This is a genomic window from Roseibium sp., from assembly GCF_965216085.1.
Lineage (GTDB): Bacteria > Pseudomonadota > Alphaproteobacteria > Rhizobiales > Stappiaceae > Roseibium.
In genome coordinates this window covers 4219509-4241018 of sequence record NZ_OZ244138.1, presented here as the reverse complement: position 1 = coordinate 4241018, position 21510 = coordinate 4219509, and the positions used below count along the sequence as shown (strand labels likewise).

Sequence of the window (21510 nt, the reverse complement as noted above, 5' to 3'; positions counted from 1 at the left end):
CAATAAATACAAACCACGCGGCCTACTAGACGGTATTGGAACGTTACCTGTTTGCGCCAGGAGGATGCGCAAGCTTCGGTTTGTTCAATACTGCCTTCGAATAGGCGGCTCTGGGAGGAATAGAACGTGTCGGCGCCAACATATCGCTTTGTTATTGCAGATGATCATCCATTGTTCCGCGGAGCTCTGCGCCAAACGCTCGAATCTCAATATCCGCAGGCTTCGATTGTTGAGGCGGGCGCGCTTGAAGATGTCACCGCACTGTTGGAAAAAGATGGCGATGTCGACCTGATCCTTTTGGATCTGACCATGCCGGGTATGCGTGGATTTTCAGGCCTTATGTATCTCCGGGCCCAATACTCCGGTGTGCCGGTTGTGGTGGTGTCCGCCAATGAAGATCCACAGGCGATCCGGCGGTCGATGGAGTTCGGTGCGTCCGGGTTTATTCCGAAATCGCATGGTATTGAAGTCATTCGTCAGGCGATTGCAGAGGTCATGTCCGGAAGCGTTTGGACACCTCCGGATGTCGATCTCACAGCTGATGATGGCGCAGGCGACTTGGTGCAAAGGCTTGCAACACTGACTCCGCAGCAAGTCCGTGTTCTGATGATGTTGTCAGAAGGGTTGCTGAACAAGCAAATCGCATATGAGCTGTCGGTGTCTGAAGCGACAGTTAAGGCACATGTGTCGGCTATCTTGCAAAAACTAGGTGTCGAAAGCCGCACCCAAGCCGTGATTGCCGCCTCCAAAATAGAAGCTGGTCAGTGGCAAATCGGCGGAGAAACCTCAGAAGCTGCCGATCTTTAAGCGAGAAATCAATTGTTGGCGGATTCAAGCCTGCAATTTGACGGCTCGTTCGCCGTTTAAGCACATGCTGTAGGCGTTTCGCCACTTGTGACTGCAGTCGTTGGCCTGCGGCAAGAGCCGCAGGGATGGTCATCTTATATACAATGCTCATACTTTCAACTTTTGGGTAAGGTATGGGTTTTTCTATTTTCTAAGTTGCTGCAACCGTGTTTCCGCAAAGGTCTCTTTCGGAACTATTTGTTGAATACTCAAAAATATTCTCCTGAGGTTGCTTTCCTTTACCGTAATTTCAGAGGCGGCCATTTAGGCTGTGTATGCGCCTGAGGAAGCGCAGGCATTTTGGGGTGTAGTAGCGGAGTAAACATGCGGTTGGCCGCACACTGGAAAACCATTCTCCAGGTGATTTTGCTGGCGATTTTGAACCCGGCAAGACAAATCTGGCGTTTGAGCCGCCGGAGTACGCGGCGCAAGGTGCTCCCTTATCGAAAAACACCAATTCGGCCGTTTCTCATGGCGTTCGGATATCCGGTCGTAGACGAAGCCGTGATGCGGCGGGTTCGTGCCGCTCAAGTCTCCAACGTCTTGCGTTTAACGCCACTGATGATTGCGGGCAATCTGATCAACGCAATGGCGTTGGTTGCCGTCGGATTTGCTGCGGTTCCAATCGGACTTGTTCTCGCTTGGTTCTTGGCCGTCGCTGGCATTTTGTTTCAGATGGCGCTCCAATGGCGCAAGTTTAATCGGCGGCCAATTGAACAAGCTTCAGCGAAAGTCATTGCCCGAGCCGTCCGGCATGCAACGATCCTCAGTGCAGTGTGGGCTGTCGTCCCGGTCGCCGCATTATCCTTTGGAGATGTTTTTGAGTTCTGGGTGTCGTCCATTGTGACGATCGGAATGATTTGTGGTGGTGGTTTTGCCCTAGCGACTGTGCCGCAAGCGGCCTTCCGTTGGCTTCTGGTTCTTTACAGTGTCGGTGTAGCGTGTCTCGTCACCGCTGACATACCGCAGCCTTGGGTGCTGATAACCCTTCTAACCAGTTTTGCACTGATTATCATCGGCAGCGTCGCATCGACGAGCTGGCTTTTCACATCAAATTTTCTTGCAGAAAGCGAACTCCGTCAGCGCGGAGATTTGATCTCGCTGATGATGAACGAGATTGAAGAAAAAGACAGCGATTGGCTTTGGGAAACCAATGCGCTGGGACGGATTAGCAACATCTCCATCCGGTTCTCAACAGTCGCCGGCCGAAGTTTCAAAGAACTTCGAGCCATGCAAATCACCGATCTGGCAAGTTCCTTAAATTTGCCGGAAGCGCACTGTGCTGCGGAAACTTTGTCGGCTGCAATTGAGAGCAAGTCCGCATTCCGAGCGCTGGAAATCGGTGTTGACGTAAAGGGTGAAGAGCGTTGGTGGTCTTTGGCAGGGGCGCCACTTTATGACGATCAAGGAACCTTCTGCGGGTTTCGGGGGGTCGGCTCCGATATCACTGACGTTCGCCGGGCAAATGCCTTGATTACCCAGTTGGCCGAACAAGATTCCCTGACCGGAATTGCCAATCGAAGCTGGTTCTTGAACCGGTCTGAAGAGATGCTCGCCGAACAAATGAAGAGCGGTGATAAATCGCTAACATTGTTTCTTATCGATCTCGATAACTTCAAAGTTGTGAACGATACAAGCGGACATCCCGCCGGCGATGAGCTGCTGAAACAGGTGGCCAAACGGTTCACATCCATTAGCGAAGGACGGACGGTTCTTGCCCGTTTTGGTGGCGATGAATTTGCAGCGCTCGGTAGTTTCGCCAACGATGAGGAAGCACAGGCTTTTGCCGATGAATTGGTTCAGATTGCCCGCAAACCTTTTTCCATTTGCCACCGGGAATTCGCTGTAGGCGCGACGGTTGGCTTTACCCGTCTCTGCAATGCAAACGGTACCGTCGACGATTTGATGCGTGAAGCGGATATTGCGCTTTATAAAGCAAAGGAAACTGGTCGAGGCCGGGCTTTGGCGTTTGCCGAGGAAATGGAACAGGAAGTGCGCGAGCGCCGGGAGCTGGAAACAGATCTGCGAGAGGCGTTTGAAAACGGCAAGCTCGATGTGGAATTCCAGCCGATTGTGGACGCCCGATCCGGCAAAGTTATCTCAAGCGAAGTTCTCGTCCGCTGGCAGCATCCACAACGAGGCGATGTCGGACCAGATGTATTCATACCGATTGCGGAACATGCAGGCTTAATTCTGCCATTAGGCACATGGGTTCTAGACAAAGCGTGTCGAATAGCGGCGCGCTGCCCGGATCTCGAAACTGTTGCGGTCAACCTGTCTGCGGTCCAGTTCATGGACCCAAATCTTGTTGAGACGATTTCTGACGTATTGATGGAAACCGGATTTCCTGGAGAGCGGCTGGTGCTTGAGATCACGGAATCCGTTTTTCTGAAAGATGTTGGTTCGGCATCCGACAAATTGCAGCAGTTGAAGGATATGGGGATCCGGATTGCATTGGATGATTTCGGCACGGGGTATTCGTCGCTCCTTTATTTGCGTCAATACAACTTTGACAAAATAAAGATCGACAAATCCTTCGTTGATGAAATTGGAGAGCAGAGTGAAGGGTTGGCGATTATCTCGGCGATTATTGCTTTGGCCCATAATATCGGCCTGGAAGTAACGGCCGAGGGCGTGGAACGCCAATTCCAGGTAGATGCATTGCGCACCCTCGGATGCGACAATTTACAGGGTTATTACTTCGGCAAACCGGATGCCAACCCGATGAAAATCACCGCCGTCAGAAAAGAAGACTGGGAAGACAGGGCACCTAGTACAGCGCCAGGCAATCGCAAAAGGGTGACGGCTAGTCAGGACTAGCCCCCAGCAATGTGCGAACAGGCGCCCAGACCGGGTATTTTTGACCGAGCTCCTTGAATAGAAACCTACTCAGCGGCTGTTTGATCAGCCTGGCAGCGGCCCAAATGGGCACGCAGGGCTGCCGGCTTCAGCGGCTTGTTGAAAAAGGCAATACCCTTATCTGAAGCCTCTGTGCGTACGGCCCGGCTTCGGTCTGCCGTAATCAGGATCGCTGGAATGTGGCTGCCAAACTTCCAGCGAAGTTTGACGATTGCCTCAATACCGGTGCCATTGTCGAGATGATAATCCGCCAGGATCACATCCGGCGTAAAACCGGCATGATTGAGCAGCGTTGCGGCCTGTGCATCATCACATGCCGTCACCACTTTACAATTCCAGTTGGTCAGCAAATGACGCATGCCTGAAAGGATGTCTGGTTCGTTGTCGATTGCAACTACGCAAAGACCGTCCAGCTGACTGACACTCGCAGCTGGTTGCGGAGCAGGTTGATGCTCGGGCACCGGCGCTGTGCGTGGCAACTCGACTGTGAAGCAGGAGCCTTTTCCCAGTTCCGACTTCAGATCTACGTTATGTTTGAGAACATGGCTGATGCGTTCAACAATGGATAGGCCCAAACCCAATCCTTTTGCTACGCGCATGCCGTCGTCAAGACGATGGAATTCCTGGAATATCGCTTTTTGTTTGGTTTCTGGAATGCCGAGGCCGGTATCATGCACCTCCACCAAAACCTGATTTTCCTTAACTCGGCAGCCGACAAGAACCCGGCCCTCTGCCGTATATTTGATGGCATTCGAAACTAGGTTTTGCAGAAGGCGGCGCAACAAGCGTCTGTCAGTCCTGATCGAGGCGCTGGTGTGCACGATCTTAAGGTCCAGTCCCTTTTCCGCGGCGATCGGTTTGAACTCCAGCTCCAAACCTTTCAGGAGGTCGTCAAGGCGGAAGACGGTTGGTTCCGGTTTTAAGGCACCTGTATCGAGGCGGGAAATATCCATCACCGCGCCGAGGATATCCTCGACCGACTCAAGTGCCGATTCCACGTTCTTAACCAAGGTGCCGTTGTCGCCGTCTGAAAGCTTGTCGACAAGGACCGAGGAGTAAAGCCGTGCGGCATTGAGTGGTTGCAGGATGTCATGGCCGGCAGCTGCAAGGAACCGTGTCTTGCCAATATTGGCTTCTTCCGCCGCCTGTGTTGCTTCAACAAGGCGGTCGTTCACATGCGTGAGTTCTTCAGTGCGTTCCCGGACGCGACGTTCCAAGGTTTCGTTGGCTTTGGCGAGCGCCTCTTCCGCCATCACCCGTTCGGTAATGTCAGTGTAGGTAGTCACAATCCCGCCATCAGGCATCGGGCTGATCCGGACTTCCAGAACTGTCCCACTCGCGTGCAGCCTTTCTTGATATGTTTCCTGGACAATGACGAGTTTCTGAATGCGGTCCTCAACGATCACTTCAACCGGTCCAGAGCCATGTTCTCCACGCTCGGCGTTGTAGCGCAAGATCTCATCGAGGGCGGTGCCAACCTGGCCATATTCCGCCGGTAGCCCTAACAGATCGCGGAATTGCCGGTTCCAGCAGATCAGTCGCAGATCGCGATCAAAAACCCCAATACCCTGGCGGACTTGATTGAGTGCAGTTTGCAGCAGATCCCGGTTGTGCTGGATCGCCATGGAAGCATCATCAAGCAGTTTGACCGCGCCTTTCGTCGACGGATCGTGCCGCTTGAGCATCAAAGTCAAGACCAGCCGTGCGGAGGCTGCACCGATGGCACTTGCCAGAAGTTGCTCAGAAAACCGCAACAGATTGGCATCTGCAAGCGTGTTGGGTTCGACGGATATGCCACGCTCTCTCGCAAATCGGCGGAAGGATCGGGCGGTGCGTTCCTCGCCAAGATAGCGGGCAACTGTGGCCTGGAGATCGCCGGCTGTGACAGATGTGCGCCAGTACCTGAGGTTAGGAGAGGGAGCTAATTCTGCCGGAACAAAGACATTTGCCTGCAATGTTTCTGAGGGCAGCGGTTTGCGCAGCAATGAACCTGTGACGAACAATAGGAGATTGATGCCAAGGCTCCAGAGGGTGCCGTGAATAAACGGGTCTGCCTCTATGCCGAACAGGGATTCCGGTCTCAACCCGCTGATACCAAAGGGACCAGTTAAAAGGATGGTGTCGGAGATGAGGCCGGACTGCGCGAATGTTGGCAGCAAAAGCGTGTAGCCCCACAGGAAAAAGCCGCCGCTTAGTCCTGCCAGCGCACCAGTGGCCGTTGCCCGGCGCCAGTAAAGCGCACCAACAAAGGCGGGCGCAAATTGTGCAATCGCGGCAAAGGATAAGAGGCCAATGGAGACAAGAGCCGCGGTGTCACCGGCAGCCCGGTAGTAGGCATACGCAAGGAGCAGAATCGCGAAAATCGCCAGCCGGCGGATGGTCATAAGGCGCTGGCTCAAATCACGGCCGCGCACGTTTACCAGTTCCTCTTCGCTATGGCCGCGCAGCATCAAGGGCACAACAATGTCATTGGAGATCATGATGGCGAGTGCGACGGCTGCCACGATCACCATAGCTGTTGCCGCGGAAAGGCCGCCGATGAAGGCGAAAAGAGCAAGCCATTGTTGGCCCGCATCCATTGGCAAAGCCAAGACGAAGGTGTCAGGATTGACGTCCTGACCAAAGCGCAGCAGTCCTGCTGCCGCGATGGGGATGACAAACAGGTTGATCAGAACCAGATAGACAGGAAACAGCCAAATCGCGCGGCGCAGTTCGCCATCTGAGTTGTTCTCCGTGACGGTCACATGAAACTGCCGGGGCAGCAGAAGGACTGCAAATGCGGAGAGTGTCGACATCACGACCCAATTGCTCATTTGGATGGGCTGGTCGAAGATAGCGGCAACTTCTGGTGCTTCAGTAATGGCGCGAACGAGATCGAACGGACCGCCAAACAGACCGTAGGTCACCCAAATACCAACAGCGAGGAAGGCGATCAGCTTGACAATGGCTTCTGCGGCAATCGCCAGCATCAACCCTTCCTGGTGTTCGGTTGCATCAATATGACGAGTGCCAAAAGCCCAACCGAAGATCGCCATTCCAAGCGCGATCAACAAGGTGATGTCATCAAATACCGGGATTAGAAAATCGGACGGTGAAATCAAGGGCCCGACCATCGTGGTGATCGAGAGTGACACTGCCTTAAGCTGCAAGGCGATGTAAGGAATAATGCCGATAACCGCTATCAGAGTGGCAAGCGCAGCTACGGATTGGCTTTTGCCATAACGCGCGCCGATGAAGTCAGCGATTGATGTGATGCTTTCAGCCTTGGAAATATGGATGATCCGGCGCAGCAAGGGATAGCCGAGCGCAAAAACCAGGATGGGACCAATATAAATCGTTAGAAATTCAATACCGTTTCGGCTGGCATTCCCGACCGATCCGAAAAACGTCCAGGATGTGCAATAGACGGACAGCGAAAGCGCATAAATCATAGGCCGCCCGCCTGCGCGCAAACGGGGCACCTTTCTTGCCATTCGGTCGCCATAACTTGCTATGGCAAACAGCAACAGGATGTAAACTCCTGCAGCCAGTATAACGAGCCATCCGTGCAACATAGTCTGGCGGTTTTCCTCCCGGGTGGCGTATGAGCGATTGTAACCTAGGAATTGCCGCAAACGGACAATTCAAGTTTTTTTTGCCACTTTCAGCGGGATCGGACCACAGCTTGATGGCGATGTCTATTCGCCATGCGGCGAAGGAGTCGTTGCGGTTGAAGTTTAGTTCTAGTTTTCTAGGAACAATCAGCCTTTGTGAAGTTTAGTTCAAAGCATTTCATGAGTTCTTTGCGCACATTGCGGCTAAGTTGGCATTGAAGCCCAAACCTGCAGAGGACCACAATTTGACTGCTCTATTCGACAAGTTGAGCCCTGAAAGCCGGCATGCGCCGGAAAGCGGTATTGTTGAAGTGTTCAATGCCGGATGGGGGCGGGAAGATTTGATACCGCTTTGGGCAGGTGAGGGGGATTTACCGACACCGGAGTTCATTTGCGCAGCAGCCAAACAATCGCTGGACGCTGGTGAGACCTTTTATACATATCAGCGCGGCCTCCCGGAGCTGCGCGAAGCTTTGGCCGACTATCATCAAGCACTCTACAGCCGCAAGTTTTCAGCCGAACGCTTCTTTGTGACCGGATCTGGTATGCAATCCATCCAGCTTGCTGTCCAGGCGTTGGCCTCGGCCGACGATGAGGTGCTCGTTCCAACTCCGGCCTGGCCCAATATTGAAGCAGCCGTAGGATTACGGGGCGCCGTGCCGGTATCAGTGCCGATGCAGCTGGAAGACAGTGGCTGGCGTCTGGATATTACTGACCTGGAAACGGCCATCACACCTAAGACGGTCGCGGTTTTCTTGAATTCCCCCTGCAATCCCTCTGGTTGGGTTGCCGATGAAGGGTCGCTTAAGGACGTCCTTAATCTTGCCCGTAAACACGGTTTGTGGATCATTGCTGATGAAATCTATGCGCTTTTTTATTATGGCGCAGGCCCTCGAGCACCGTCATTTTATGACATCGCCGAAGACGATGATCAGATCATCTACGTGAATTCTATGTCCAAGAACTGGGCGATGACTGGATGGCGGGTTGGCTGGATATCTGCGCCACCGGAACTCGGGCAAGTAATCGAGAATCTGATTCAATATTCAACTTCCGGTGTGCCTGCATTTTCCCAAAGAGCTGCCTTAACCGCTTTGCGTGATGGACAGCCGTTTTTGGATAAACAGGTGCAACTCGCGCGTGAGGGGCGGGATTGTGTTGTCAGAGGACTTGGTGCGTTGGATCGCATCAAGTTGACTGCACCAGAGGGTGCTTTTTACCTGTTTTTCTCCATTGATGGGATTACGGACACGCGTCAATTCGCGATGGATTGTGTACGCCAGACCGGTGTTGGGCTGGCGCCTGGTACAGCTTTTGGCGCAGGTGGCGAAAACCATATCCGCTTGTGTTTCGCCCGTAGCCGGGGTGACCTTGAGGAAGCTATTCAGAGAATTAGCGTTTGGTTGCCAGAGATTTAGATTAAAGACGGGTTGCTGGACTAAGTGAAAATCCGTAAAGCTTGATGGGATATGAATTCCATCGAGGTTTTGGAATGGCTGAAGACAGTGTGATCGACAGAGGTGATGTTGCCGCGGCAATATCAGAAGCACGCCTGGACAGCGTGTTTAATACCGCTGTCGACGGCATCATTGTCATCAACGCTAAATGTCAGATTTTGGCGTTTAACAAAGCGTGCGAGAAGCTGTTTGGGTATTGCGCTTCAGAGTTGCTCGGCAAAAACGTGGCCCAGGTAATGCCATTCGACTACGCTCAAGCGCATGACCGCTATGTGCAAAACTATCTTGATACCGGTCAGAAGAAGATCATCGGCATCGGCCGGGAAGTGCAGGGTCAACACAAAGACGGCACTGTATTTCCCGTGGAGTTGTCCGTCGGCGAGGCATCGACCCCTGAAGGCCGGCAGTTCATCGGCATTCTCAGAGATTTGCGTCCGCGAAAACAAATTGAGGATCGATTGCAAAAAGCGCAGGCCCAGCTGGTGCATATGACCCGGCTCAGCGCGCTGGATGAAATGGGCGCAGCAATCGCTCATGAACTCAATCAGCCGCTCACCGCCGTTATGCTCTATTTGCAGTCCGTCTCCCGGAAGGCATCGTCAGATGACAGTTTTCCGCCGCAAATCCTTGAAGTGATTTCGAAAGCCGTTCGGGAAGCGGAGCGGGCGAGCGAAATCATCCAAAGAATGCGTCAGCTCGTAGAACGTAAGGCGCCAGAGCGTAAAGCCATTGATGTCGCTGAACTGGTGACGGCTTGCTTGGAAATGGCAGAACTGGGCAGCGGAGAAGAGACTTCGGTCCTGGCGTCAGAGGTTGAAGACAACCTGCCGCCGCTTATGGCGGATCCGGTTCAAATTCGCCAGATCCTGATCAATCTCATCCGCAATGCGCGGGAAGCGATCGCGGATCAAGAAAATAAGAAAGTGACTTTGTCTGTCCGTTTGGGCAGTGAAGGATTGGAATTCCGCGTGAAGGACAACGGCCCAGGGGTCCCTGCAGAGGTTGCAGAAGTGCTGTTCCGGGCATTTAGCGGCGGCAAACACAAAGGTGTTGGCCTGGGATTGGCGATTTCCCGGTCCATTGCACAAAATCACGGTGGAGATTTGAGGCTTGAACAGACTGGTCCTGGCGGGGGGGCGTCCTTTCTCTTGACGCTGCCAGTCATGTCTGAAGAAACCTTGCAGGAATAAGTGCCGTCAGCCGGTGCGAAAGGCAACAAAAGGAATTTATTCGATGAAAGCGAACGCAGATGCCATTTACATTGTTGATGACGATGCTGCGGTGCGTGATGCCTTGTCAGTTCTCTTCAATATGGAAGGCTACATAGTCGAGACTTTCACGGATGGAGATGCATTTATCCAGTCGGCCAGCAAAACGGTGCCGGCGTGTGTCATGCTTGATGTTCATATGCCCGGCCGGTCCGGAATTGAAATTCTGAAGGCTTTGAACGCAGAAAACTATCCAGCCCCCATCTTCATTATTTCCGGGCAAGGCGACATTCCAATGGCTGTCGAAGCGATCCGAAATGGGGCTTTCGACTTTATTGAAAAGCCGTTCTCCGCCGATGCGGTTCTGGAAAGAGTACGCGACAGCATTGCAACCATGAAGCAGAGGCAGTCGGGTGAAGAAACATTCTCGTTCCAAGGGGCTGACCTTTTGACCCGACGGGAACAGGAAGTTTTGAAGGAAATTACCGGCGGCGCGTCCAACAAGGAAGCCGGGCGTTCCTTGAACATCAGCCCACGAACGGTTGAGGTTCACCGGGCACGAATCATGGAGAAACTTGGCGCCCGCAATGCTGCCGATCTCGTGCGCATAGTTTTGGGTCACGGCGCTGCCGGTTAACAGAAGTTCTAAAAAACTTGGCCGGTTAAGTGTACGTAGTGGTGCGATAGCGTATTACTGCGTACATCAGCTGAAGAGGAATTCGCGTATTTTTATATAGGGGATGGTAATAGGACTGGTCCCAAAGGAATTTGCTTTGTGATTGTACACATTGTTGAAGATGATGAAGCAGTCGCGGATGCGCTAGCGATAGTGCTCGGTGAACTCAACTATCATCCAGCAGTCTACAGTGATGGCGAAACGTTCTTAACCGAGGCAGAAGTGTCGGCGGATGACTTGGTCATTCTTGACCTTGGTTTGCCTGGTATGAGCGGTGTTGAAGTGGCCCGACAGCTTAATTCCCGCACCGTGCCTCCCCGTATTATAGCCATATCTGGGAAGCCGCAGGCCCGGTTAAACCGGCATATGCAAAACCTTCCTGGCATGACTGTGCTCCGCAAGCCGCTGTCAATAGAGACGCTGGCCGACGCTGTGTCATAGTAGCCTGCGTCGGAATTACTCATATGTAGTTCCTCTTACGCAGACACCCTAATTTCTCCTTCAAGATCTGATAGATAGAGTTCAACCTGCAAATGGCGGAACGTCGGACGGGACGTTTTGCAGAATGGTTGGGGGCTTCGGTCCGCTTGGCACTATCCGAGCAGGTCATTAACACCGGCCATTGTCATAGCCAGAATACGGCGCGCGGATCTGCGCGAAGGAGGGACAGATGGCATATACCGATGCAGGAACCTATGGACACGGCGCAGGCGCGGGCCGGACGGCTGCTGCGATGTGTGCAACAGAGCAGGCATCATTTGAGGATTTCGGCGCAAAGCGGGCTCATTTCGAGACGCATGCCGTAATCTACTATGAAGGCGACCCAGCCAAGCGCCTCTATGAGCTGGTGAGTGGTACGGTGATGCTCTACAAGCTTTTGCCGGATGGCCGCCGCCAGGTTGTCGAGGTGCTGCGCCCAGGTGACCTATTTGGTTTCTCCGGGACCGAGGAAAACGATTGTACCGCAGAAACGCTCACCGATGCGCAAGTTAACGAGATTTCTCTGAAACAAGTTGAGAAGTCTTCTGAATTGCAGCGTCTCTTGACCAAATGCCTCACCAATCAGATGCGGCTCTTACACGAACATGCCGTTTTGCTTGGGCGGAAATCCGCAGTGGAGCGGGTTGCCAGTTTCCTGATACACCTTGTTCCAGATCGCGGCGGACTTGGATGTGTTGGGCCGAATGATGATTCTGCAGATGGATTCGATCTTCAACTGCATATGACACGTCAGGAAATTGCCGATTACCTCGGATTGACCATTGAAACCGTCAGCCGGGTGGTGTCGGACATGAAGCGCCGCGGCATTATTCGTGTCGACCGTTCTGACAAGATCCACCTGAACAAAGTGTGCGGTCTGTGCCAAATGACTGGAATGCACTAAGTTCCGATTTCATTATTTGATTGAATCAAAAAGGCCGGTGTTTTCCACCGGCCCTTTTTTTGTTTGCCTGTCGGCTCACGATTTAGATTGCGGCTGAATGGCGCGCTGTACCGCTGGCTTGGCTGTCCGCCAAATAGGCGTCGAATGCGGCGGCTGCGAGCCGGACATAGGGCCGTCCCCGGTCAGTCACCCACACTTTTGTGCCATTGCCGAATTCTCGGTCGATTTGCACCAACCCGTCTGCTGCCAGTTCATTCAAGGATGTGAGCGACGATTCCAAATCCTGAAGCCCAGTGTCGAAGGTGGCGCAGACCTCGTCGAGATCACAGGCATAGCTTGTCATCAGTTCTTCGATGATTTTGCCGCGCAGACGGTCATCGGTGGAGAGCGCCAAACCTTTGGAAACCGGCAGATTGCCGGCTTCGATTGCCCGGTGCCAGCTGCCGACATCCGGCAGGTTTTGTACAAAGCCGCTGCTTAGCTTGCCAATAGAGGAGACACCGAAGCCGATAAGTTGTTCGCCCTGATCAGTTGTGTATCCCTGGAAGTTGCGTTTCAGAGAACCGTCGTTAAGGGCGATGGCCATGCTGTCGTCCGGCCGGGCGAAGTGATCCAGCCCAACTGCAACATAGCCAGCATCCAATAGTTTTGCGCGTGCCAAGTCGGCAAGTGCGATCCGCTCAGCGGCAGACGGCAGCGTCGCTTCATCGATCAACCGCTGATGCTTGCGCATCCAAGGGACATGGGCATAGCCGAACAACGCAATCCGGCCCGGCTTGAGAGACAACGTCTTTTCGACCGTATCAAGTATGGTCTCTTCGCTCTGGCCCGGCAGGCCGTACATCAGGTCGAAGTTGAGTGCATCCAGACCAGCATCTCGCAAGTAGCCGGTTGTTTTTGCGACCACTTCGTAGGGTTGAACCCGGCCAATCGCCTTTTGTACGTCTAGATCAAAGTCCTGAACGCCAAGGCTGGCCCGATTAACGCCCACCTGAACCAAAGTTTCTGCAAGTGGTTGGGTAACCAGGCGCGGATCCAGTTCAATAGCATGTTCAAGTTCTGGGTCGAACGTAAACAACTTCCGCATCAAGCCAGTCAACTCGACCAGACTTTCCCTGGGCAAAAGGCTTGGTGTGCCGCCGCCCCAGTGGATGTGTTTGACCGGTCCACTCTGCTCTAGATGCGCTGCAGTCAGCTCAATCTCCCGGCACAGCGTATCTGCATAGGCCTTGAGCGGGGCGTCCTGACGGGTCGCCTTGGTATGGCAGCCGCAATAATGACAAATCTCCCGGCAGTAGGGCACGTGCAAATAAAGGGACAGCGTATCTTGAGGTCCGATGGTTTGCAGCCAATCGGCATAGACATCGGCCGAAACCCCACCGTGAAAATGCGGTGCGGTTGGATAGCTGGTGTAGCGCGGTACATTGCGCATGGCGTAGGAGAGCGTATCTGTTGTCATGGCGCCACTATCGGATGATCTCTCAGGCTGCGCCTTGATATCCCTCAAGCGGCCGCGCTGCAGTTTTCCTCAAGTGAGTTTGGTGGACGCTGTCATTGAGTTGACCACTCGCTCAGGTCCTCATTCTATGGCGGATTGGAGCGCCGTGACATTAAGGTGCCGGTTTCTTTGAGGAAATATCACGCAATCAGTAAAATTATGCCTGGAAGAATGAGCGAGAGATAGTTTTAAAGTTATACAGCTCTATGTATTTATCGACAATATTTGCAATTAAAAATTGAATGATATCGCTCAGCTCGTCTTTTGATTTGATTCTCAATTGGAAGGGCTGAACATGGCATTAAATTCGGAAGATTTTCGCATCCAAACCGAACAGACCGAGACGGGTTTGGAGGCATTGATCGATATCGACAACCGCTTGGATTTGGCGAGTTTGTCTGCTGGTCTGGATGCGATGACTGGCAATGCCGCGGCGCTGCTCGAGGAGCGGGCGGCAGGGGCTTCGTATATACCTAGTGCAACTGCCACTGAGGGGGAGCTGGCTGAAGAAGAAGCCGCTTTTGAAATGATGGCGCCCATGGCAGCGATGTCTTCTGGGGGCAACAGTGCGCCGGTTGCACAGGCGACATGGGCTGTCGTCAGTGAAAATGGAGGAGATGTTGTTTTTACACCTCTTTTCACGGATTCAGATCCCGAGGACACGCACACCATCACGTTTGATCTCGGCTTTAGCCTGTCCGCGACACTGGTATTGGATAATGGCGATGGTACCTACACGTTCCAGGCAAATGATTCATACGATTATCTGACTGAGGGTCAATTCGCGTACGACAATTTCAATTTCACCGTCACTGACAGCTCAGGTGCCAGCTCAACGAATACGCTGACCATCGTTTACTCAGGCGAAAATGATGTGCCGGTTGCAGTGAGTGCATTTGGATCAGCCCTTGCCTCTGACGCGACAGCTTCCATACCGCTCCTGATCACCGATGCTGATCAATTCGATACCCACACTGTCGCTTTCTTCGATCTGGCGACCGGCCAGTCTGCCGATCAATACGTAACCGGCACGCCGGCAAACGGAGGGCCGTCCTTCTATACCTTCACCCCGCAGCAGGACTACAGCTTCCTAGCAGCAGGGCAGAGTGTAACGGAGGCCTATCGCTACGTCGTCACAGATTCAGCAGGCGGGACTTCAGAAGCGCTTGCAATGGTGACTTGGGACGGTGTCAATGATGCGCCGGTTGCGCAGGATATGACGGTGAATGTCAATGAAGGGGATAGTCAGATCACCTTTGCCCTGAATGGCATTGATCCGGATGCCGGGGATTTTTTGACCTATTGGGTGGACCCCTGGGCAGGTCCGGACGGGCCAATTGGTCCAGGCACTTTGACATCTCATCCGAATGGCACCGTCACCTACGATTTCGGCGATTTTTACGATTATCTGGGAGCCGGACAAACTGCGATCGAGACGTTTTTCTATTCGGTAACCGATAGTTTTGGTGAAAGCAGCATGGCGACTGGTACGATCGTCATTCAGGGAGAGGGCAGTGCGCCAGTTGCAGGCGATATCTATCTCTTGGCCTCCGAAAACGATACGTCTGCCAGTGCGCTGCTACCGAGTGCCGGTACTGGCGGCATCGACACGATCGAATTCTATAAGGTCGAAGGCGGTATGCGCGGCGCCCAAGTCTTCCCGTCCGAGACACCGAGCGGTGCAGAGACGCTCTATGGCTTCGATAGCCAGATGAACTACGACTACCTCCGGCTGGGAGAAACGGTTACTGAGATCTACGAATACGTGCCGATCGAAAATGGTGTGGAGGGTGCAAGCCAGCAGATTTATGTCACCTATGAAGGTGAGGACGATGCGCCTGTCGCCAATAACTTCGGCATTACGGTTTCAGAAGATGATCTGGCGTTCAATTTCACACCGGATTTCCTTGACCCGGATGCCAATGACTATCACACGGTGACGTTCATGCCGGGTGGTACGCATCCACCTTCCGGGTTGACCGATGTCTACGATAACTTTGACGGCACATTCAGATATGCCAATGATTTTGATGCTTTTGGCTATCTGAATGATGGAGAGACTGCAACGGAAACGTTCGAGTTCACCGTTACCGACAGCAATTGGCAGTCTTCAACAGCGATCATGACCGTCACGATTGTGGGCCAAGATGATCCCATCATCTAAGGTCAAGACTGGCTTCCTGCGATACTGAGAGAAGAACAGCCCGGCCGAAACGGCCGGGCTTTTTTGTTTCGGCTGGGGGACCCAGAGCCGAATTTCGACAAGAGGATATCTTGATCGATACAATCAATCATGAACGGCACGGTCTGGAGGTTTATAGTCGGTCACCGGACCAAAAGGGTGACAGCGAATGAAATCAACCACCGGAATAATGACAGCAGGGCGGTTTTGGGTGACGGTGGCCATCGCGGCCATCGGCGGATGGTTGTTTCATCTTGCCGGTCTTCCTGCGGCCTGGCTATCCGGGGGGATGGTTCTCGTTGCTGTCATGACACTTGCGGGTGTGCCCACGGTGATGCCGGTCAAAGTCCGGGACGGGTTGTTTGTGCTTCTGGGGATTTCCATGGGGGCCGGTGTACGCCCTGAGGTGGTCGACCGGATTGGTGAGTGGCCGTTGTCGATGGCGTTTTTGCTCGTTGCCGTCATTTGCATCACCGCGGCCGGATACACAGTTCTTCGCTACATTGCTCATTGGCCCAAGGAAACCGCCTTCTTTGGCGCGATACCAGGAACACTGTCTTATGTGATTGCCTTGGCGACCGAACGTGGCGCCGATTTGCCACGAATTGCGTCGACACAATCGGTTCGGCTTTTTGTGCTGGTTGCTCTGCTGCCATATGCACTCATGTCGACGAACGGAACACAATCGGCGTTGGCGGAAACAGTTTTGGAACCTGGCCTACAGGATTATCTGATCGGGGCACCGTTGTGCGTCCTGGCAAGTGTCCTGGCTGTCACTGCTCGTGTGCCAGGCGGTTGGATGACCGGGGCGTTTTTGATGAGCGCCGGGTTGAATGCGTCTGGTTTGGTGACCTTAGCTCTGCCCGGACCGCTCATGCTCGTCTGTTTTATGATGATGGGCGCTCTGATCGGATGCCGGTTCAATGAAATGACTTTCCGGGAATTCTTACGTGTTCTGATGGCGTCCATTGCTGCATTCACTGCAGCCTTTGCCACATCCGTTCTGTTTGCGACTGCAGTGTCGCACATGATGGAGATCCCCTTCGGTCAGGCCCTTCTTGCCTTTGCGCCTGGTGGATTGGAGGTCATGACGCTATTGGCCTTTATGCTGGACCTGGATCCAGCGTTTGTTGCAGCTCATCAAATCGTCAGATTCACAGGAATGGTACTGTTGCTGCCCTGGGTGACCAGCTTGTTTTTCTGGCGGACGTCACCGTCACAAAACTAGGTCTGGCTAAGGGCGGCCCGCGAGGGGGATTCAAGACCGGTAAAACTTTACCGCGAGCCCACTTGATCATAAGGCCATTTTCGGCGCTAATGACCAAACGTCATTCTTGAGGCTGATTGAGGGGTATGCTTCGAGTGAAGACAAGCTGCTTTGCGTCGATTTTGCTTGGAGCAGCCGCCTGGGTCGGGGGGGCGTGGCCCGGTTTTGCCCAATCAACGGTTTCAACTCCTGCACAACGTATTTCATCAACATGGGAGTTTGTAGTTGCTCCCTATTTTGTCGGTGTAAATATCACCGGCGAATCCCAAATTGGCCGTCTGCCAGCTACAGATCTGGATGTCGACACCGGGACCATCTTAGAAAACCTCCATTTCGGCGGCATGATCCGGCTTGAAGCGCTCTATCAGCAAAAAGTCGGTGCGATGGTCGACATCGCCTATATGAAACTTGGCGCTGCGAAGAACACACCCCTCACTTCCGGTGGACGAGTTCGTTTGGGGGCCCGGCAACTGATCGTCGAGGGCATGCTGACCTATCGGTTGTTCCAAAACGAAGCGACTTGGGTGGAAGCGATTGCCGGTGGGCGATACTGGGATGTATCTCTGGATATCAATGCCACAGGAACAATCGCTGGAAATTTTGTCCAGGATTGGGGTGATGATTGGCTGGACCCGATCATCGGAGCGCGGGCGATGCATCGCTTTAACGACCGCTGGTCCGCAAATTTGCGTGGAGATATCGGTGGCTTTGGGCTTGCGTCAGACTTCAGTTGGAATTTGCAAGGCGGGGTCGGATATCAATTCAACCCCACCTGGTCTGCTCACCTACAATACAAGGCGCTGAGCGTCGATTATGACAACGGGAAATCCGGCGCCACAAGTTTTGCCTACGATACCATCACACACGGGCCTTTGATTGGGGTTGTGGCTCGGTTTTAAGCAGAACCCGGGAGCTGGAAGTCACGTTTTCGGGGGCAAGCGAATGACCAAAAGAGAAAAACGGTCTGCAGCTTCGCCAAAGGAAGCATATGATTCTTGATATGGATCAACGCGGGTATTTTCACATCGTGCGCAATGTCGTGCCATCGTTGGCACCTTGTAACGATTTCTAAAACTGGGGCGCTAAAAATGGCACAAACTAAGACCAAATTGGTCTCGCTCGAGGAGGGCGGTTTCGCTTTCTTCCTCGTGCTGCTTGCATTCGCCTGCCTGATCGTGGCGGGCAAGACCTTTGATCAGGTCATGGCATTTCATGCTAGCGTTGGCGCATTGTTCGCCGCCGCTGGTGTGTTCTTCATCTTCAAGAACTACTTCGATGACGGCGGACAGGCGATTCCGCAGGAAATCGATGGCAAACCCAACTACAACATGGGACCGGTCAAGTTCGGCACCGTGGCTGCAATGTTCTGGGGGATCGCCGGTTTCACCGTCGGTCTGATCATTGCGCTTCAGCTGGCTTGGCCAGCGCTGAACTTCGATCTTCCATGGACCAATTTTGGCCGCCTGCGCCCCTTGCACACCTCCGCGGTGATTTTTGCTTTTGGCGGCAACGTGCTTCTGGCAACGTCCATGTATGTGGTTCAGCGTACCTGTCGCGCGCGTATGCCGGGCAAGATCCTGCCCTGGTTCGTGATCTTGGGCTACAACGCCTTCATCGTGATTGCCGGAACCGGCTATCTGCTAGGTGCGACGCAAAGTAAGGAATACGCCGAGCCGGAATGGTATGCCGATCTGTGGCTCACGATCGTTTGGGTGTTTTACCTGCTTCTGTTCATGGGCACGCTCTGGAAGCGGAAAGAGCCGCATATCTATGTGGCAAACTGGTTCTATCTGGCGTTCATCGTCACGATCGCCATGCTGCACATCACCAACAACCTAGCAGTCCCGATCTCCATCTACTCGACGAAGTCTTACATCGTTTGGTCTGGTGTTCAGGATGCAATGGTGCAGTGGTGGTATGGCCACAACGCGGTGGGCTTCTTCCTGACCGCTGGTTTCCTGGCTATCATGTATTACTTCATTCCGAAGCAGGCTGACCGGCCGGTATATTCCTACCGTCTGTCCATCGTTCACTTCTGGGCGATCATCTTCCTGTACATCTGGGCAGGTCCGCACCATCTGCACTACACGGCTCTGCCGCAGTGGGCATCGACGCTCGGCGCGACCTTCTCGATCATCCTGTGGATGCCGTCCTGGGGTGGCATGATCAACGGCCTTATGACCCTATCCGGGGCTTGGGACAAGCTGAGAACCGATCCGGTTCTACGCATGATGGTTGTGTCCGTTGCCTTCTACGGCATGTCCACCTTCGAAGGCCCGCTGATGAGCTTGCGCTCGGTCAACTCCTTGTCGCACTACACCGATTGGACCATTGGCCACGTGCATTCCGGTGCGCTCGGCTGGGTTGGCTACATCTCCTTCGGCGCCTTGTACTGCCTGGTTCCGTGGCTGTGGAACAAGAAGAGCCTCTATTCACTGAAGCTGGTGAACTGGCACTTCTGGCTGTCCACACTTGGTATCGTGCTTTATATCACCGCGATGTGGGTTTCCGGGATCATGCAAGGCCTGATGTGGCGTGCATATGACCAGCTTGGCTTCTTGGAATACTCCTTCGTGGAAACCGTTGAAGCGATGCATCCCTTCTACATCATCCGTGCTCTTGGCGGCGCACTCTTCGTGCTCGGCGCCCTGATCATGGCCTACAATCTCTGGATGACTGTCCGTCATGGCGAAGCTGAAGAAGCGGAAGCCACGCCGGCTGGCTCCCTGGCTGCGGCTGAATAAGGGGAGGGACAAGAATGTCTGCATGGAAAAAACACGAAATCTTCGAGAAGAACTCCATCGTCCTTGTGATCGGTATTCTCGTTGCAATCTCAATCGGCGGTTTGGTTGAAATCGCACCGCTCTTCTATCTGAAGAGCACGATTGAGAAGACAGAAGGCATGCGTCCTTATACGCCGCTGGAACTGGCTGGCCGGGACATCTACATCCGCGAAGGCTGTTATCTGTGTCACTCACAGATGATCCGCCCGATGCGCGATGAACTGGAACGGTATGGCCATTTCTCGCTGGCAGCGGAATCGATGTACGACCACCCGCACCAGTGGGGCTCCAAACGAACCGGTCCTGACCTGGCCCGTGTTGGCGGCAAGTATTCGGACGACTGGCATGTGGAACACCTGGTCAACCCGCGTTCGCTGGTGCCGGCCTCCATCATGCCGGGGTATCCGTTCCTGGCGGAAAACGAGCTCAGCACCCGGGATATCAAGAACCATCTGTCCGCAAATGCCATCGTCGGCGTGCCTTACACCGATGAGCAAGTGGACAATGCCGCGACGGACTTGATCGGTCAGGCGTCTCCGGACACCGACGCGGCATATGAGTTCGAGGAACGTTATCCCGGCGCCTTGATCCGTGATTTCGACGGCAATCCGAGCAAAGTCACTGAGATGGACGCTATGGTCGCCTATCTCCAGGTGCTCGGAACCATGGTCGACTTCTCGATCTATGATGACAAAGCAAACCTGAGGTAAGCGCTATGAATGAGACATATTCTGCGTTCGCGAGCTTCGCGCAAACTTGGGGCCTTCTCTACTTCATGATCCTGTTCGGTTTCGTCTTGGCCTACGCACTGTGGCCAAAGAACAGCAAAAAGTTCGACGATGCCGCTCAGATCCCGTTCCGCGAGGACTAATTCATGGCTGATATACACGACAAGGAAGTCGACCAAATTTCCGGGGTCGAAACCACCGGCCACGAGTGGGATGGCCTGAAGGAACTCAACAATCCATTGCCAAAATGGTGGCTGTACCTCTTTTATGTCACCATCGCCTGGGCTGTGATCTATTGGGTGCTGTATCCGTCCTGGCCGCTGATCTCCAGCTACACCACCGGTGTTCTGGGGTCCAATCAGCGAGCCGAGGCATTGGCCGCGCTTGAAGAAGGGATCGCGGGCCGGTCGGAGTTTGCGGACAAGATCGTTGCGACCTCTTTGGAAGATATCTCCAAGGATCAGCAGCTGCTGCAGTTCGCAATGGCCAATGGTAAAGCGGCTTTCGGCGACAACTGTGCACCATGCCACGGCAATGGTGGTACAGGTGCGGAAGGCTATCCGAACCTTCAGGACGATACCTGGATCTGGGGTGGTACGCTGGACGACATCCACACCACGCTCCTCTACGGTATCCGGTCTGACCATGAAGACACACGGATCGGCGACATGCCGTCCTTTGGCAAGGACGAACTTCTGGACAAGGAAGAGGTTGCTCAAGTGTCCAATTTTGTGGCCTCCCGTGCCGGTCTTGAAACCAAGGACGGTGTCGACCTGGCCGCAGGCGAAACGCTTTACGTGGACAACTGCGCGGCCTGTCATGGCGACAACCTGGAAGGCATCCAGGAGGTCGGCGCGCCGAGCCTGATGTCCGCCAGCTACCTCTATGGCAAAACTCTAGAGGACATCACGGCCCAGGTGCATACCGCCCGCAATGGCGTCATGCCGCCGTGGGTTGATCGTCTCGACGAGGCGACCGTGAAATCCCTGGCCGTTTATGTCCATGCCTTTGGTGGCGGCCAGTAAATTG

General features: G+C 53.8%; 16 protein-coding genes. 14 read left to right on the top strand and 2 right to left on the bottom strand.

The features are described 5' to 3' along the window. Positions 1-126: 126 nt before the first annotated feature. Positions 127-807, top strand: coding sequence for a response regulator transcription factor (locus ACOOFE_RS20010; protein ID WP_141187913.1), 681 nt, complete (start codon positions 127-129; stop codon positions 805-807). A 363-nt stretch (positions 808-1170) separates the two neighbouring features. Next, positions 1171-3666 (top strand): putative bifunctional diguanylate cyclase/phosphodiesterase, encoded by a 2496-nt coding sequence (locus ACOOFE_RS20005; protein WP_420411696.1) that lies wholly within the window; start codon positions 1171-1173, stop codon positions 3664-3666. Positions 3667-3731: 65 nt separating this feature from the next. Here the strand turns inward: ACOOFE_RS20005 and ACOOFE_RS20000 are convergent, their stop codons facing one another. Next, positions 3732-7259, bottom strand: coding sequence for a PAS domain-containing hybrid sensor histidine kinase/response regulator (locus ACOOFE_RS20000; protein WP_420411695.1), 3528 nt, complete (start codon positions 7257-7259; stop codon positions 3732-3734). A gap of 284 nt (positions 7260-7543) precedes the next feature. Between ACOOFE_RS20000 and ACOOFE_RS19995 the strand changes: the two genes are divergently transcribed. From ACOOFE_RS19995 to ACOOFE_RS19975, 5 genes are all read left to right on the top strand, one after another. After that, positions 7544-8716, top strand: coding sequence for a pyridoxal phosphate-dependent aminotransferase (locus ACOOFE_RS19995; protein ID WP_420411694.1), 1173 nt, complete (start codon positions 7544-7546; stop codon positions 8714-8716). A 74-nt stretch (positions 8717-8790) separates the two neighbouring features. After that, complete coding sequence (locus ACOOFE_RS19990; protein WP_420411693.1) at positions 8791-9945, top strand: two-component system sensor histidine kinase NtrB; 1155 nt, start codon at positions 8791-8793, stop codon at positions 9943-9945. A gap of 43 nt (positions 9946-9988) precedes the next feature. Continuing rightward, entirely contained in the window at positions 9989-10600 is a 612-nt protein-coding gene (locus ACOOFE_RS19985; RefSeq protein WP_420411692.1) for a response regulator transcription factor, read from the top strand. 138 nt (positions 10601-10738) lie between these two features. Beyond that, positions 10739-11080 carry a response regulator gene (locus ACOOFE_RS19980; protein WP_420411691.1) on the top strand — a complete coding sequence of 114 codons (342 nt, stop codon included), beginning with the start codon at positions 10739-10741 and terminating at the stop codon, positions 11078-11080. 229 nt (positions 11081-11309) lie between these two features. Further along, positions 11310-12023 (top strand): Crp/Fnr family transcriptional regulator, encoded by a 714-nt coding sequence (locus ACOOFE_RS19975; RefSeq protein ID WP_420411690.1) that lies wholly within the window; start codon positions 11310-11312, stop codon positions 12021-12023. Positions 12024-12105: 82 nt separating this feature from the next. Here ACOOFE_RS19975 and hemN read toward each other — a convergent pair whose 3' ends face one another. After that, positions 12106-13482, bottom strand: coding sequence for an oxygen-independent coproporphyrinogen III oxidase (gene hemN / locus ACOOFE_RS19970; RefSeq protein WP_420411689.1), 1377 nt, complete (start codon positions 13480-13482; stop codon positions 12106-12108). Between the two features lie 334 nt (positions 13483-13816). Here hemN and ACOOFE_RS19965 point away from each other — a divergent pair, with 334 nt between their 5' ends. The 7 genes from ACOOFE_RS19965 (at position 13817) to ccoP (ending at position 21506) form a co-directional block, all read left to right on the top strand. Continuing rightward, complete coding sequence (locus ACOOFE_RS19965) at positions 13817-15685, top strand: Ig-like domain-containing protein (RefSeq protein WP_420411688.1); 1869 nt, start codon at positions 13817-13819, stop codon at positions 15683-15685. 187 nt (positions 15686-15872) lie between these two features. Beyond that, complete coding sequence (locus ACOOFE_RS19960) at positions 15873-16931, top strand: AbrB family transcriptional regulator (RefSeq protein ID WP_420411687.1); 1059 nt, start codon at positions 15873-15875, stop codon at positions 16929-16931. A gap of 134 nt (positions 16932-17065) precedes the next feature. Then, positions 17066-17869 carry an outer membrane protein gene (locus ACOOFE_RS19955; RefSeq protein ID WP_420411686.1) on the top strand — a complete coding sequence of 268 codons (804 nt, stop codon included), beginning with the start codon at positions 17066-17068 and terminating at the stop codon, positions 17867-17869. 189 nt (positions 17870-18058) lie between these two features. Next, positions 18059-19714, top strand: a complete 1656-nt coding sequence (ccoN, locus tag ACOOFE_RS19950; protein ID WP_141187902.1) for a cytochrome-c oxidase, cbb3-type subunit I — start codon at positions 18059-18061, stop codon at positions 19712-19714. Between the two features lie 14 nt (positions 19715-19728). Beyond that, positions 19729-20463: a cytochrome-c oxidase, cbb3-type subunit II gene (gene ccoO, locus ACOOFE_RS19945; protein ID WP_420411685.1), complete on the top strand. Its 735-nt coding sequence runs from the start codon at positions 19729-19731 to the stop codon at positions 20461-20463. 5 nt (positions 20464-20468) lie between these two features. Then, the gene (locus ACOOFE_RS19940) at positions 20469-20624 is read left to right on the top strand and encodes a cbb3-type cytochrome c oxidase subunit 3 (RefSeq protein ID WP_141187900.1); all 156 of its coding nucleotides are present in this window, start codon (positions 20469-20471) and stop codon (positions 20622-20624) included. 3 nt (positions 20625-20627) lie between these two features. Continuing rightward, a complete protein-coding gene (gene ccoP, locus ACOOFE_RS19935; protein ID WP_420411684.1) occupies positions 20628-21506 on the top strand; it encodes a cytochrome-c oxidase, cbb3-type subunit III in 879 nt (292 codons plus the stop codon). The last annotated feature ends 4 nt before the right edge of the window (positions 21507-21510 follow it).

Bases quoted from the DNA above. Each gene is read 5' to 3' on its own strand.
- ACOOFE_RS20005 (WP_420411696.1), top strand. From the start codon at position 1,171: ATGCGGTTGGCCGCACACTGGAAAACCATTCTCCAGGTGATTTTGCTG.
- ACOOFE_RS20000 (WP_420411695.1), bottom strand. From the start codon at position 7,259: ATGTTGCACGGATGGCTCGTTATACTGGCTGCAGGAGTTTACATCCTG.
- ACOOFE_RS19990 (WP_420411693.1), top strand. From the start codon at position 8,791: ATGGCTGAAGACAGTGTGATCGACAGAGGTGATGTTGCCGCGGCAATA.
- ACOOFE_RS19985 (WP_420411692.1), top strand. From the start codon at position 9,989: ATGAAAGCGAACGCAGATGCCATTTACATTGTTGATGACGATGCTGCG.
- ACOOFE_RS19975 (WP_420411690.1), top strand. From the start codon at position 11,310: ATGGCATATACCGATGCAGGAACCTATGGACACGGCGCAGGCGCGGGC.
- hemN (WP_420411689.1), bottom strand. From the start codon at position 13,482: ATGACAACAGATACGCTCTCCTACGCCATGCGCAATGTACCGCGCTAC.
- ACOOFE_RS19965 (WP_420411688.1), top strand. From the start codon at position 13,817: ATGGCATTAAATTCGGAAGATTTTCGCATCCAAACCGAACAGACCGAG.
- ACOOFE_RS19960 (WP_420411687.1), top strand. From the start codon at position 15,873: ATGAAATCAACCACCGGAATAATGACAGCAGGGCGGTTTTGGGTGACG.
- ccoN (WP_141187902.1), top strand. From the start codon at position 18,059: ATGGCACAAACTAAGACCAAATTGGTCTCGCTCGAGGAGGGCGGTTTC.
- ccoO (WP_420411685.1), top strand. From the start codon at position 19,729: ATGTCTGCATGGAAAAAACACGAAATCTTCGAGAAGAACTCCATCGTC.
- ACOOFE_RS19940 (WP_141187900.1), top strand. From the start codon at position 20,469: ATGAATGAGACATATTCTGCGTTCGCGAGCTTCGCGCAAACTTGGGGC.
- ccoP (WP_420411684.1), top strand. From the start codon at position 20,628: ATGGCTGATATACACGACAAGGAAGTCGACCAAATTTCCGGGGTCGAA.